The sequence below is a fragment of the Streptomyces sp. NPDC003247 genome (assembly GCF_042888135.1).
Taxonomy (GTDB): Bacteria; Actinomycetota; Actinomycetes; order Streptomycetales; family Streptomycetaceae; genus Streptomyces.
Genome location: NZ_JBIAPF010000008.1, coordinates 1 through 13,873, shown reverse-complemented (window position 1 = coordinate 13,873; position 13,873 = coordinate 1). Strand labels below are relative to the sequence as shown.

Below are 13,873 nucleotides of genomic sequence, written 5' to 3'. Positions count from 1 at the left end.
TGGGATGGCATGAGCACAGACGGTCAGGGAAGAAGCCACTGGTTCGACGACGAAGCCGGACCGGTCGTCCGTCCGTACGCCATGACACGCGGCCGCACCACCAGCGCGGTCCAGCACCGTCTCGACCTGATCGCGGTGGTCGTCGCCGAACCCCACGCGGACGACCCCGACGAGGACCCCTCGCTCTCCCCGGAACACGTCGACATCGTCGGCCTGTGCCGGGAGGAGCCGCAGTCGGTCGCCGAACTCGCCGCCGGACTCGACCTGCCCATCGGCGTGGTCCGGGTCCTCGTCGGGGACCTCGTGGACGCGGAGTTCGTCCACGTGAACCGGCCCGTCCCGCCGGCCGAGCTGCCGGACGAGAGCATCCTGCGCGACGTGATCAACGGCCTCAGGGCGTTGTGAGCAGCGCGGAGACGGGGGTGAGGACGTGACCCGGCGACCACTGCGGGGCACGCGGCGTCCGGGCCGCGCGCCCCGGCCCGCCGGGCCGTCCGCACCCCCGACGGCGGGGGCCACGGCCCACCGCCGCCCTAGACCCCCCATCAAGCAGGAGAAGTGATCGATGATCTTCGGGCGTTCTGAGCGCGGCAAGCCCCCGGTCGAGCCCGTCACGCTCAAGATCCTGGTGGCCGGCGGCTTCGGCGTGGGCAAGACGACCCTCGTCGGCGCCGTCAGCGAGATCAGGCCGCTGCGCACCGAGGAGTACCTCACCGAGGCCGGACGTCCGGTCGACGACCTCACGGGCGTCGAGCGCAAGCACACCACCACCGTCGCCATGGACTTCGGGCGCATCACCCTGCGCGAGGGCCTGGTGCTGTACCTGTTCGGCACGCCCGGCCAGGAACGGTTCTGGTTCATGTGGGACGAGCTGTCCGAGGGCGCGCTGGGCGCCGTCGTGCTCGCGGACACGCGCCGACTGGAGGACTGCTTCGCCGCGGTCGACTACTTCGAGCGACGTTCCATCCCCTTCCTCGTCGGCGTGAACTGCTTCGAGGGCGCGCCCCGTTACCCGGTCGAGGAGGTACGCCGGGCGCTCGACCTCGACGACGGTGTACCGGTCGTCCCGTGCGACGCGCGCGACCGCGGCTCCGTCAAGGACATCCTCGTCGGCGTCGTCCAGCACGCCATGGAGTACGCGGGCGACCGCCGCCGGGCCGTCACCACCTGAGACGCACCCGAGACGCACCCGGGACGCGGGCACGGCCCGTACCCCCGCCGACAGGGGTACGAGCCGTGGCTCGGGGGGCGGCCCGCCCGGCGCCTTTACCCTGGGGCGCTTGCGACGGCCCTAGGGCGCTTCCCACGGAGATCCGTCAGAAGCTCCCTGGCCCCCGCCCTCCTGTACCCAGCCGAAGCTCTTCTCCACGGCCCGGCGCCAGTTGCCGTACTCACGGTCCCGTACCGACGCCCGCATCGGCGGCGTCCACTCGGCGTCCCGCCGCCAGCGCGCCTTCAGCTCGTCGAGGTCGTTCCACACCCCGGTGGCCAGACCGGCCGCGTAGGCCGCGCCCAGGCAGCTCGTCTCCGGGACCCGCGGCCGGGTCACTGGGACGCCGAGCACATCCGCCTGGTGCTGCATGAGCAGGCTGCTCTTCGTCATGCCGCCCTCCACCTTCAGGGCCGTGATCCGCACCCCGGAGTCCCGGTGCATGGCGTCCACGACCTCCCGCGTCTGCTAGCTCACGGCCTCCAGCACCTGCTGGTCGCCGGTGTTCAGCAGCAGGGAACTCCCCGTCCCGTACGTGTTCTTCGCCGTCCCCGCGTCGTAGCAGGCCTGCCCGAACAGCGCCGCCCGCTGGTCGCCCAGGGCCGAGGCGACCGGCACGCCGGGCAGCGGGGTGAAGGGTCTCCAGATCCCTCAGCAGGGTGCGTCCGGCGTTGGTCACGTCGGTCACGTGCCGGCCGCCGTCGAGGCCGCCGGTGAGGTTCCGGACGAGCCGGGAGTCGATGGTGCCGAAGGCGATCTCGCCGCGCCGGGCACGGTTCCTGAGCCCGGGCACGCTGTCGAGCAGCCAGGCCGCCTTGGGTCCGGAGAAGCAACCGGCCGACGGCAGCCCGGTCCGCTCGCGGAAGCGGTCCTGCCCGTCGGCGCCGCCGAGTTCCTCGCAGAGCGCGGCGGTCCTGGTGTCCTGCCACACGATCGGGTTGTGGAGGGGCTTGCCCGTGGCGCGGTCCCACAGCACGGTCGTCCCGCGCTGGTTGGTGATGCCGAGCGCGCTGATCCGCTCCGCCCGCAGCCCGGCCCGGGCGATCGCCCCGGCGACGACCGCCCGCACCTCGGACCAGATCTCGGCGGCGTCGTGCTCCACCCAGCCGGACTTCGGGGAGATCCGGCGGTGTTCGCGCCGGTCCAGCGCGACGATCGCGCCGCTCCGGTCGAAGACGATGCAGCGGGTCGCGGTGGTGCCCTGATGGATCGCGGCGACGTACTTCTGTCCGTTGTCCGTCATGGCCACCCCTTGGGCCGGGTTCGGAAGGCTGCGTCGTACGTCGCGGAGGAGGCCCGCGAGCGCTCCGCCGATCAGCGGACAGACCCATCGCGTGCCCCACGCGCACGTGCCGACGGCGATCCCGAAGATGAGGAGGACGTCCCCGTCGCTCATGGCGGCTCCTAGGCCGGGCCCGGGGCGAACGACTCCGGTGCGCCGGCGTGCAGGTGCGGTTCCCGTCGCTGCTCCGGCCAGGGCAGGGAGGTCCCGCGCCCCGCCCGGCGTCCATGACGAGCGTGTGCCGTCGTAGCCGATTCGCCCCTGGAAGAGCGCGTCCCGGCAGGGGAGCCCCTGGGGGTACGGTGCCAGGTAAGCCGTGAATGTACGGCGATGTCGGCTGACACCGGGAAGTTTTCACCGGCGCTCAGGGACCGTCAAGGAGGGTGACGGCCACGACTGGCGAGAGCCGGGCGGACCGAGGAGCGGCGCCGCGCTCACCCCGGGGGAGAGCCGCCCGCGTCCCCGGCCCGGCTCACCCGGGCCCCTCTCGTCCCCGGCCCGGCTCCACTCCCACCGCGCCCGGCCCGGAAGCGCCTACCGCCCCCGGTCCAGCGGCGCTCGATGTGCCTGGTCCGGTGCTGCTCACCGCGCCCGGCCCGGCAGCGCCCACCGCCCCCGGCCCGGCGACCGCCCCCGGCGGCGCCCCCCTCCGCACCTCGTGCCCCGGCGCCCCCGCGCGCCCCAGCACCCAGCTGGCCCCGCGCAACGCCTTCGCGGCCTTCTTCAGCGGTGCCAGGCAGGCCGCCGCACGGCGATGGTCCGGCACACTGCCCGGCGGGCACACCACCGTCGCCAGCGACAGCGTCACCGGACGCCCGCCCGCCGACCACGGCGCGTCGAGCACCGCGGCGGCCAGCGGATCCAGGTCCTCCGGACCGGCCAGCACCAGGAAGTCGTCCCCGCCGATGTGCCCCACGCGCGTGCTGCCGGACGCCGCGGCCTGCAACGCCCGTCCCACCGAGCGGATCAGCTCGTTCCCGGCGGCGAACCCGGCGCCGTCGTTGACCTGCTTGAAGCGGTCGACGTCCAGCCAGCTCAGCGCGAGGGCCCGCCCCTCCGCGATCCACCGGTCCGCCTCCACGGTGATCGCGTCCGAACCGGGCAGCCGCGTCAGCGGGTTGAGCCCCGCCGCCTCCTCCACCCGCGTCTCGGACAGCGCCCGCACCAGGTCCGCGAGGCGCACGACACCCACGCACCGCCCGTGGCGGTCGACGACCGCCACATCGTCGGAGGTGCGGTCCCGGCCGCCGACGGCGACGACGTCCAGCACCTCCCACGCCGTCGCGTCGATACCCACCGTCCGCGGCGGATCACCGAGTTTGGCCGCGGGCCGGTCGGCGTACAGGGCGTGTCCGTAACGCCCCGACATCGACAGCAGGAAGCGCGAGCGGTGCACCGACCGCAGCGGCACCCCCGCCCGGTCCACCAGCAGCACCCCGGAGACGTCCGGCGACCCGGTCAGCAGCGCCCGCACCTGCCCGGCGGAGGCGGCCGCGGGCAGCAGCGCGGCCGGCCGGACGAACTCCCGCACCGACGGCCCCGACCGGGGCGCCGACACCGTTCCCGAGGTGCGCGGCGGCACGTACACGTCCGCCGCGGGCAGCCGGGCCGGCGGCGCGAACAGCTCACCCTGGGCGAGCTGCGCACCGGCCGACCGGGCCGCCGCACACTGCCGTTCCGTCTCCACGCCCTCGACCGCCAGCAGCGCTCCCAGCTCGTCGCACAGGGTCCGCATCGCCCGTACCGCCGCCGGCCGCGCCAGCAGGCACGCGTCGAGCTTCACCAGGTCCGGCGCGATGTCCGTGAGCAGCCGCAGCGGCACGTCCCCGTCCCCGACACCGTCCGCGCTGATCCGGAAACCCTGCTCCCGCAACGCCGCCAGCGCCTCCAGCAACGCGCGCTGCGGCACGTGCGTGTACGGCGGGACGACGTCGACCGTCACCTCCCACGGCAGCCGCCCCGCCTGGCGCACGGCGTCGTGGAGCGGGGTGAGACCGCCCAGATCGGCGAGGGTGCCGGCGAACACGTTCACCTGAAGGGGGAGCAGGGTCTCCCGGCGCGCGGCGGCCCGTACCGCCGACACGGCCAGCCGGCCGTCGAGTTCGGCGTCCCGCCGGGCCTCCGCCAGGATGTCGCCGGTCTCCGGGCGGGCGAGCACCTCCAGCCCCGCCACACCTCCGGTGACCAGATTGACCACCGGCTGAAAGGCGAAGCGGAGAGTATCCGTCCAGGAGTGCACGGGAGCATGATGGCGCCCCCGACGTGCGCCCAGGCGCAGTTCATGAGACGTTCACGCAGGATTCCCGAACGATCACAGCGCGTGAAAAGCGCAGCTCGAACGCCTGTCCGTGCGCCCGCGAGCCCGACGATCACCGCGACGAAGAGGCCCGGCCCCTCACCGGCGCGACGGACACCGGCAGCGGCCGTCCGCCGATCAGCATCCACGGAACCGGCCGCACACCGCCCTCATGTGATCGGATACAGTCCGCCGCGTGTCCGAGAACCCACACTCCACCCCCAACTCCCCGGCCGGCTCCCACTGTTCGAGCTGCGGAGCGCCCTACGGGGAGGGCGTCACCGGCTGGCCCCGCTCCTGCCCGGCCTGCGCCGCCGTGGCGTACCGCAACCCGCTCCCGGTCGCCGTCGCGCTCCAGCCCGTGTACGACAGCCAGGGCACCTCCCTGGTCGTCATCACCCGCGCCATCCCCCCGGCGCGCGGGGGCATCGCCCTGCCCGGCGGGTTCATCGACGACCGCGAGGACTGGCGGAAGGCCGTCGTCCGCGAACTCCGCGAGGAGACGGGCATCGAAGCCGAGAGCCGGGAGGTGCGCCTCGCCGACGCCATGAGCTCCCCCGACGGCCACCTCCTGATCTTCGGTCTCCTGCCGGAACGCCCCGCGGACCGACTGCCCGCCTCCGCGGCCACGGACGAGACCGAAGGCCGGCACCTCCTGCGCGGGCCGGAAGAGCTGGCCTTCCCGCTGCACACCCTCGCCGCACGCGCCTTCTTCGAGGGCCGCTACGTCTGAGGCGCCCCACCGAGCCCGCGTACGCGCACCGGGTGGGGCGGCACGCCCCCGCCGGCCTCACCCTCCCGCTCGACGACGACCTTCCCGCCCGCCCAGCGGACGACGTACCGCTCGACCTCGGCATCGTCCCGGCCGTCACCGGCGTCCCGCACCACCAGACCGCCCCCCGTCCGCCCCCGGGCGGGCGCCCACACCTCCAGCTCCAGCCCGCCGTCCGCCCCGCGCACCGGCAGGACGGCACCCGCGCGCGCGAGCACCGGAACACGTTCCGGCGGGGCATCCACCAGCACCTGCCCCGGACCCTCGTACGCCGTCCCCGTCGCCGTGTCGTACCAGAGACCCCGCGGCAACCGCACCGCCCGCCGGCCCGCCCCCGGTTCCAGCACCGGCGCCACCAGCAGACAGTCACCCAGCAGGAAGGCGTCCTCGCAGTCCCGCAGCGCCCGCTCCTCGGGCGCCGCCCACCACAGCGGACGCACATAGGGAGCCCCCGTACGCCGGGCGAGATGCGCCAACGTCACGAAGTACGGCAGCAGCCGCCGGCGTTCGAGCAGCGCCACGCGCGCGTGCTCCAGCACGTCGGCGCCGTACTCCCACGGCTCCCCGCACCCCGCGCGCGGACCGGCGTGCGTACGGAACAGCGGCAGATAGGCGCCCAGCTGCAACCACCGCAGGTACAGCTCCGCGGACGGACGGCCGTCACGACTTCCCACACCCGCCCCCGAGTACGGCACCCCGCACAGTCCGAGGCCCAGCACCAGCGACAGGGACGCCCGCAGCCCCGGCCAGCCCGTGGCGACGTCGCCGGACCAGGTGCCGCCGTAGCGTTGCAGGCCGGCCCAGCCGGAGCGCGACAGCACGAAGGGCCGCTCCTCGGGGAGCCGCCCGCGCATCCCCTCGTAACCGGCCCGGGCCATGCACAGCCCGTAGACGTTGTGCGCCTCGCGGTGGTCGCCGCCGCGCCCCTCCAGCGAGTGCCGGGCCGACCGGGGGAGCGTCGGCTCCCCGAAGGCGGTGAACGACGTCGGCTCGTCCAGGCCGTGCCGGAACCCCGCGAACCCCTGCTCGATCCGCTCCGCGCAACGGTCTCCCCACCATGCGCGCACGCGCGCGTCCGTGAAGTCCGGGTACACCGACTCGCCCGGCCCCACCACCCCGTGGACGACCCGCCCGGAGGCGTCCCGCACGAACGCGCCCTCGGCGATCCCGCTGTCGTACACGGCGTCGCCCGGCGTGGCCGGCACCGCCGCGTCGACGACCGACACCAGACGGATCCCGTCCCGCCGCAGTTCCTCGGCGAGCACCGGCAGCTTGGGAAAGCGCTCCTGGTCGACGGTGAACGCCCGGCGGCCGTCGAGGTGGCCGATGTCCAGATGGACCGCGTCCAGCGGCAGACCGTGCTCGTGGTAGCCCGCGACGACCTGCCGCAGCTCCTGCTCGCCCCCGGAACCCGACCGCGCGTGATGGTGGCCCAGCGCCCACGCGGGCGGCAGCGCCGGCGCCCCGGTGAGCGAGGCCCAGACGAACAGCACGCGCGCGGGCGTGCCGACCACGACCCAGCAGCGCAGGGGCCCGCCGTCCATCCGCAGCTGTGACGTCCCGGCCCGGTCGTGCCCCGAGCCGGCCCCCTCCTCGCCCTCCCGCAGGGTCACCGTCCCGTCCCAGGAGGTGTCGTGGAACACCAGATGCGTGCCCGCGTCGGCCACCACCAGCTGCACCGGCATCGTCAGATGCAGCGGGTCGTCCCGGCGGCCCACCGCACGCCCGGGGTCGGTGTTCCACAGCCGGTACGCGCCGTCCCGCAGCCGCGGCCCGGACGTCCGCCCGCCGAGCCCGAAGAACCGCGCGTCGGCCGCCACCTCCGACCGCTGCATCCAGCGGCCCGGACCGCCCTCCTGCGGCTCCCACCAGCGCGGCGGCAGATCACGCCGCAGCGTGACCCCTCCCGGCGTCCGCACCTCGATCGCACCGTGCCGTGAGATCACGACCGTCACCCGCTCGGCGACGACCCGCCAGCCGCCGTCCTTGTCGGGCTCCAGCACCGCCCGGGGATCCGCCTCGGGACACCGCCCCGCCAGCGCGTACGACGGCTCGGGACCGGACCCGTCCCAGCCCCAGAACACGGCCCCGTTCATGGCCACGCGGACGCGCAGCTCCGAGCGGCCGAACCGGACCGTCCCGCCGCCGGGCCCCGGCTCCACCTCCCGCACCTGCCCGGGCACCCGGGCCCGCTCGGCCCCGCGGGCCGGCAGCCCCGCGGCGTCGGCGCGCCGACGCCGCCAGGCGGCCCGCACGGTGCGCAACCCCTGGGCAGCCCCTGCGGAACCGACCGTCTTCATCGAACGCACCAGGTCACGACCGTCCATAGTGCTCACCCTGCCATCTGCCGGGCCACGCGCGCGTGTCGTTCAACTTCCGTTCACCCGTGCCCAGACCACATCTTCACCACTTGAACTGTGTGGCGCCCGCCCTGGTGCGGATATCACTCCCATGGCATCGTCCGTGTCAGCCGCGTCACGCGCACACCCCAGCACGTGCGCGGGTGACGCACACGACGCGCACAGCCCGGGAGCCGCCCCATGTCGACCGTGAACCCCGAGCCGCTCTGGCGGCCCGATCCACAGCGCATCGCCGACGCCCAGGTGACCAGGTTCCAGGCCTGGGCGGCCGAACGCCACGGAGCCCCGTCGGACGGCGGCTACCCGGCACTGCACCGCTGGTCCGTCGACGAACTGGAGACGTTCTGGAAGGCGGTCACGGAGTGGTTCGACGTCCGCTTCTCCACGCCCTACGCGCGCGTGCTGGCCGACCGCTCCATGCCCGGCGCCCGGTGGTTCCCCGGAGCGACCCTGAACTACGCCGAGCACGCCCTGCGCGCGAGCGCCACCCGAGCGGACGAACCGGCCCTCCTCCACGTCGACGAGACCCATGAACCCCGCCCGGTGACCTGGTCCGAGCTGCGCCGCCAGGTCGGCTCGCTCGCCGCCGAGCTCCGCCGCCTCGGCGTCCGCCCCGGAGACCGCGTCAGCGGCTACCTCCCGAACATCCCGGAGGCCGCCGTCGCCCTCCTCGCGACGGCGGCCGTGGGCGGCGTCTGGACCTCCTGCGCCCCCGACTTCGGCGCGCGCAGCGTCCTCGACCGCTTCCAGCAGGTCGAACCCGTCGTCCTGTTCACCGTGGACGGCTACCGCTACGGCGGCAAGGAGCACGACCGCCGCGACACCGTGGCCGAACTGCGCCGCGAGCTGCCCACCCTCCGCGCGGTGGTCCACATCCCCCTCCTGGGCACCGAGGCACCCGAGGGAGCCCTGCCATGGGCGGCCCTGACGGCCGCCGACGAGGACCCCGTCTTCGAACAGGTCCCCTTCGAGCACCCGTTGTGGGTGCTCTACTCCTCGGGCACGACCGGCCTGCCCAAGGCCATCGTCCAGTCCCAGGGCGGCATCCTGGTCGAACACCTCAAGCAGCTCGGCCTGCACTGCGACCTCGGCCCCGGGGACCGCTTCTTCTGGTACACCTCGACCGGCTGGATGATGTGGAACTTCCTCGTCTCCGGTCTCCTCACCGGCACCACGGTCGTCCTCTACGACGGCAGCCCCGGCCACCCCGACACCGCGGCCCAGTGGCGCGTCGTCGAACGCACGGGCGCCACCCTCTACGGCACCTCGGCGGCGTACGTCATGGCCTGCCGCAAGGCCGGCGTCCACCCCGCCCGGGACTTCGACCTGTCCGGCGTGCGGTGCGTCGCGACCACGGGCTCCCCGCTCCCGCCCGACGGGTTCCGCTGGCTGCACGACGAGGTCCGCGACGACCTGTGGATCGCCTCCGTCAGCGGCGGCACGGACGTCTGCTCCTGCTTCGCCGGAGCCGTCCCGACCCTCCCGGTGTACACCGGCGAGCTCCAGGCGGCCGGCCTCGGCACCGACCTGCGGTCCTGGGACCCGGACGGCCGCCCCGTCATCGACGAGGTCGGTGAACTGGTCGTCACCAACCCCATGCCGTCCATGCCGGTCCACTTCTGGAACGACCCCGACGGCCGCCGCTACCACGACAGCTACTTCGACACCTATCCCGGCGTCTGGCGCCACGGCGACTGGATCACCCTCACCTCACGCGGCTCCGTCGTCATCCACGGCCGCTCCGACTCCACGCTCAACCGCCAGGGCGTCCGCATGGGCTCCGCCGACATCTACGAAGCCGTCGAACGACTCCCCGAGATCAAGGAGTCCCTGGTCATCGGCATCGAGCAGCCCGACGGCGGCTACTGGATGCCCCTCTTCGTCCACTTGGCGCCGGGAGCCGTCCTCGACGACGCCCTGCTGAACCGCGTCAAACGGACCATCCGCGAGCAGCTCTCCCCCCGCCACGTCCCCGACGAGATCATCGAGGTGCCCGGAGTCCCGCACACCCTCACCGGAAAACGCATCGAGGTCCCCGTCAAGCGCCTGCTCCAGGGCACCCCCCTGGAGCAGGCGGTCAACGCCGGCTCGATCGACGACCTCGACCTGCTGCACTTCTACGAGGACCTGGCCCGCAAGCGGGCCTGACCCGCACCACAGCCGTTCACCCGCCGTAGGTGCCTCGGACCGGCAGCCACGCCCGCCGAGTCCGAGCACCTGCCCCACACGGCGACACCACCGCTATGACCTGGGCATTCCGCCGACGTCCGGTCGGACGGACGGCCGACCCAGGGCCCGCTGTCAGTGCCTTCGATTACTGTGAGTGAGCATTGATCGACCGTGCACACAGGGGGAACCATGGCACACACCGACCACCGGACCATGCGACGCGTCCTGCGCCGCGAGATCGCCGGCACCATCGGCCTACTCACCGACGAACACGACTTCCGTGCCATGCGGCGCTACCGCAGCTTCACCTTCAACGACCACGCCACCTACCTCCGGCAGGTCGAGGACCTCCTCAGGATCCGCGCCCTCCAGGGCATCCACACCACGGTGGCCCTCTTCGACCCGCAGGAGTACGCCGAGTTCTGCTCGACCAAAGGCCTCGACCCCGACGTCCCGGCCCACCGCACCCGCTTCACCGCCGAACTGGCGACGACCGGCCCCACCCTCCCCTACGAGGGCCAGCCCCTCGCCGAACTCGTGCCCGCCCTCGTCGACGAAGCCGTCCGGCAGGCGACCTGGGAGTACGCGGCCACCCTCCTGGCCCGCCTCGGCCCGTGCGCGAGCTGCGGCGAAGACCTCGGCCGCGCCGCGTTCACCGACGCCTCCGACCTCGTCGCCCGCATCCTCGACACCGCGCCACCGGGCGACCGGCACCTCGTCTGCAGCGTCACGGGCACACCCGAAACCCTCGTCGCCGTCCTCCACGCCGACCGGGCGGCGGACGGCACCACACCCCTCGACGAGGCAGAGGCCCTCGAGTTCACCACCGTCCTGGCCCTCGGACTCGCCACCCGCAGCCCCGGCGGCCTGGTCATGCGCACCAGCGCCCCGGGCACACCGGACCGGGTCTACGGATGGCGACTGCGCGGCGAAGGCCTCGAGCCGCTGACCGCAGGCGAGGTCTTCGACGCCTATTGCACCGACGTCGAGTCCGGAGACCTCATCTCGCCCGAGTCCGGCGTCGACTACTGCGCACCGCCCGACCTCGGCCGGCGGGACGGGGAAGGACCGGTGCCGAACCACCACCACTGACCCACGACGAGGGGCGCTCCCCCTTAAGGAGGAGCGCCCCTCGCTCACCAGCCGTATGCCGCGCCGGTCCGCCTACTCACCGGACAGGACGGCCTGCGCCGCGGTCCGCGCCTCCTCGGCGCTGTCGGCCGCCCGCGCGGCCGCGGCGGCCCGCTCGCACTGAGCCAACGTGTACTTCGCGAGCGTCGCCCGCACATAAGGAATCGACGCAGCCCCCATCGACAGAGAGGTCACGCCCAGACCGGTCAGCACACACGCGAGCAGCGGGTCCGACGCGGCCTCGCCGCAGACACCACAGCTCTTGCCCTCGGCCCCGGCCGCCTCGGCGGACAGCGCGACCAGGTCGAGCAGCGCGGGCTGCCAGGGATCCTGAAGACGCGACACCGCACCCACCTGGCGGTCGGCGGCGAAGGTGTACTGCGCGAGGTCGTTCGTCCCCAGCGACAGGAACTCCACCTCCTGGAGGAGGGAACGGGCCCGCAGCGCGGCCGACGGAATCTCGACCATCGCACCGATCTTCGCCTGCAGCCCCGCCGCCCGGCACGCGTCGGCGAACGCCTTGGCGTCGGCGCGGTCCGCCACCATCGGGGCCATCACCTCGAGGTGGACGGGCAACCCTTCGACGGCCCGGGCCAGCGCCGTCAGCTGGGTCCGCAGGATCTCGGGGTGGTCCAGCAGCGTCCGCAGCCCCCGCACGCCCAGCGCCGGGTTCGGCTCGTCCGCCGGGGTCAGGAAGTCCAGCGGCTTGTCCGCCCCCGCGTCCAGCACCCGTACGACGACCCGGCCCTCCGGGAACGCCTCGAGCACCTGCCGGTACGCCTCGACCTGCTTCTCCTCCGACGGCGCGTTCTTGCTGTCGTCGAGGAAGAGGAACTCGGTCCGGAACAGACCGACTCCCTCCGCGCCCGCCTCCACGGCGGCCGGCACGTCGGCCGGCCCGCCGACGTTCGCCAGCAACGGGACCTTGTGACCGTCGGCGGTGACGCCCGGCCCGGTGGAGGCGGCGAGCGCGGCCCTGCGCTGCGCGGCGGCGGACTCGAGCTGCGCCTTCTTCTCGTCGCTCGGGTTCACGAAGATCTCGCCGGTGCTGCCGTCGACGGCGATCAGCGTCCCCTCGGAGAGCTCACCCGCACCGGGCAGCGCGACGACCGCCGGCACGCCCAGGGCACGGGCCAGGATCGCGCTGTGGCTGGTCGGCCCACCCTCCTCGGTGACGAAACCGAGCACCAGCGTCGGGTCCAGCAACGCGGTGTCGGCCGGCGCCAGATCCCGGGCGACGAGCACGTACGGCTCGTCACTGTCCGGGACACCCGGCATCGGGACGCCCAGCAGACGGGCGACGATACGGTTCCGCACGTCGTCGAGGTCGGCCACTCGTCCGGCCAGGTACTCCCCGGCCGCCGCCAGCAGTTCCCGGTAGGCGGCGAAGGCGTCGTACACGGCACGCTCGGCCGTGCTGCCCACGGCGATCCTCCGGTCCACGTCCGCCATCAGCTCAGGATCCTGAGCCATCATGGCCTGGGCCTCTAGCACCGCCTGTGCCTCGCCGCCGGCCAGATTGCCGCGCGCGATCAGGTCCGCCGCCACGGCTTCGACGGCCTGGCGGGCCCGTCCCTGCTCGCGCTCCGCCTCCTCGGCGGGGATCTGCTTGGCGGGCGGTTCGAGAACCGCCGTTCCCATGTGCCGAACCTCGCCGATCGCCACCCCGTGGCTCACGCCGACGCCTCGCAGCGTTGTCTCCATCTCACCGTCTCCGATAGTGCGGCGGGTCCCGCCGCCGTGGTGGTTGTCCCTGTGTGCCGTCAGGACGACGGCTGCGGCGTCAGTGCCAGGAGAAGAGAACGTCGCCCGTCTTGAGGTCGCCGTCCTCACGGAGCTCGACCAGGGCGTCGGCGGTGGCCTCCAGCGCCACGACCGGGCACACGGCCGACTTGCCGGCCTCTTCCACCGCGGCCGGGTTCCAGCGCACGATGCCCTGTCCACGCGTCACGGTGTCGCCCTTGTTGACGAGGAGCTCGAATCCTTCGCCGTTGAGCTGCACGGTGTCGATGCCGAGATGCGTGAGCACCCCGTGCCCTTCGGCGTCCACCACGACGAAGGCGTGCGGGTGGAGGGAGACGATGACCCCGTCCACGGGTGCGACGGCCTCGGAAGGCTCGCGCACGGGATCGATCGCGGTCCCCGGGCCGACCATGGCCCCGGAGAAGACCGGATCCGGCACGGCGGCCAGTCCGATGGCGCGTCCTGCCAGCGGGGACGTCACGGTGGTCATGGGAAGCCTCCCAGGGGTGGAGATGTATGTGGGCCGTCACTCTTGGTCCCGGACCGTGCCCTGTGCAGCAGGGTATGTCACATGAAGTACGGGTTCCGCTCAGGTGATCACGGTCGTGGTCTAGACCACCACTCTAATGGATTTGCAAGTGTTGCGCGCCCCCCTGTACAGTCGTACTCCTGCTTGAGGGTGAGCGACGCGATCAAGCGCGCTTAACCGAGCAGCATCCAACTTGTCAGATCCTCATCTCTGGGTCGACTTCTGCATGTCCGCAGGAGGGTGGTCAGAGAGTCGGAGAAACCCTGATAGAGTCGGAAACGCAAGGCCGAAGGGAAAAGCCCGGAGGAAAGCCTGAGAGAGTCTCTCGGGTGAGTACAAAGGAAGCGTCCGTTCCTTGAGAACTCAACAGCGTGCCAAAAA

The 13,873-nt window shown here is 73.2% G+C and carries 9 protein-coding genes and 1 pseudogene; 5 read left to right on the top strand and 5 right to left on the bottom strand.

Annotated elements, in window-relative coordinates:
* Window positions 1-9: 9 nt before the first annotated feature.
* Window positions 10-405, top strand: coding sequence for a DUF742 domain-containing protein (locus ACFYWQ_RS26295; protein WP_385067247.1), 396 nt, complete (start codon window positions 10-12; stop codon window positions 403-405).
* A gap of 160 nt (window positions 406-565) precedes the next feature.
* Window positions 566-1,171 (top strand): ATP/GTP-binding protein, encoded by a 606-nt coding sequence (locus ACFYWQ_RS26290; RefSeq protein WP_389519446.1) that lies wholly within the window; start codon window positions 566-568, stop codon window positions 1,169-1,171.
* A gap of 120 nt (window positions 1,172-1,291) precedes the next feature.
* Here the strand turns inward: ACFYWQ_RS26290 and ACFYWQ_RS26285 are convergent.
* Both ACFYWQ_RS26285 and ACFYWQ_RS26280 read right to left on the bottom strand, forming a co-directional pair.
* A pseudogene (locus ACFYWQ_RS26285) lies at window positions 1,292-2,453 on the bottom strand (FGGY family carbohydrate kinase).
* 511 nt (window positions 2,454-2,964) lie between these two features.
* The gene (locus tag ACFYWQ_RS26280; RefSeq protein ID WP_389519444.1) at window positions 2,965-4,731 is read right to left on the bottom strand and encodes an EAL domain-containing protein; all 1,767 of its coding nucleotides are present in this window, start codon (window positions 4,729-4,731) and stop codon (window positions 2,965-2,967) included.
* Window positions 4,732-4,984: 253 nt separating this feature from the next.
* Between ACFYWQ_RS26280 and ACFYWQ_RS26275 the strand changes: the two genes are divergently transcribed.
* A complete protein-coding gene (locus tag ACFYWQ_RS26275) occupies window positions 4,985-5,521 on the top strand; it encodes an NUDIX domain-containing protein (protein WP_389519442.1) in 537 nt (178 codons plus the stop codon).
* Here ACFYWQ_RS26275 and ACFYWQ_RS26270 read toward each other — a convergent pair.
* A complete protein-coding gene (locus ACFYWQ_RS26270) occupies window positions 5,512-7,887 on the bottom strand; it encodes a glycoside hydrolase family 31 protein (RefSeq protein ID WP_389519440.1) in 2,376 nt (791 codons plus the stop codon). The genes ACFYWQ_RS26275 and ACFYWQ_RS26270 overlap by 10 nt on opposite strands.
* Before the next feature lie 213 nt (window positions 7,888-8,100).
* Here ACFYWQ_RS26270 and ACFYWQ_RS26265 point away from each other — a divergent pair, with 213 nt between their 5' ends.
* Together ACFYWQ_RS26265 and ACFYWQ_RS26260 are read left to right on the top strand one after the other, a co-directional pair.
* On the top strand, window positions 8,101-10,068 hold the full coding sequence (locus tag ACFYWQ_RS26265; RefSeq protein WP_389519438.1) for an acetoacetate--CoA ligase: 1,968 nt from the start codon (window positions 8,101-8,103) through the stop codon (window positions 10,066-10,068).
* Window positions 10,069-10,278: 210 nt separating this feature from the next.
* Window positions 10,279-11,181, top strand: a complete 903-nt coding sequence (locus ACFYWQ_RS26260) for a hypothetical protein (RefSeq protein WP_389519436.1) — start codon at window positions 10,279-10,281, stop codon at window positions 11,179-11,181.
* A gap of 72 nt (window positions 11,182-11,253) precedes the next feature.
* On the opposite strand, the gene ptsP is transcribed toward ACFYWQ_RS26260, so the two are convergent.
* Window positions 11,254-12,924 (bottom strand): phosphoenolpyruvate--protein phosphotransferase, encoded by a 1,671-nt coding sequence (gene ptsP, locus ACFYWQ_RS26255; RefSeq protein ID WP_389519434.1) that lies wholly within the window; start codon window positions 12,922-12,924, stop codon window positions 11,254-11,256.
* A 79-nt stretch (window positions 12,925-13,003) separates the two neighbouring features.
* A complete protein-coding gene (locus ACFYWQ_RS26250) occupies window positions 13,004-13,453 on the bottom strand; it encodes a PTS glucose transporter subunit IIA (protein ID WP_389519432.1) in 450 nt (149 codons plus the stop codon).
* Window positions 13,454-13,873 lie beyond the last annotated feature (420 nt).

Bases quoted from the DNA above. Each gene is read 5' to 3' on its own strand.
- ACFYWQ_RS26295 (WP_385067247.1), top strand. From the start codon at position 10: ATGAGCACAGACGGTCAGGGAAGAAGCCACTGGTTCGACGACGAAGCC.
- ACFYWQ_RS26290 (WP_389519446.1), top strand. From the start codon at position 566: ATGATCTTCGGGCGTTCTGAGCGCGGCAAGCCCCCGGTCGAGCCCGTC.
- ACFYWQ_RS26270 (WP_389519440.1), bottom strand. From the start codon at position 7,887: ATGGACGGTCGTGACCTGGTGCGTTCGATGAAGACGGTCGGTTCCGCA.
- ACFYWQ_RS26265 (WP_389519438.1), top strand. From the start codon at position 8,101: ATGTCGACCGTGAACCCCGAGCCGCTCTGGCGGCCCGATCCACAGCGC.
- ACFYWQ_RS26260 (WP_389519436.1), top strand. From the start codon at position 10,279: ATGGCACACACCGACCACCGGACCATGCGACGCGTCCTGCGCCGCGAG.
- ptsP (WP_389519434.1), bottom strand. From the start codon at position 12,924: ATGGAGACAACGCTGCGAGGCGTCGGCGTGAGCCACGGGGTGGCGATC.
- ACFYWQ_RS26250 (WP_389519432.1), bottom strand. From the start codon at position 13,453: ATGACCACCGTGACGTCCCCGCTGGCAGGACGCGCCATCGGACTGGCC.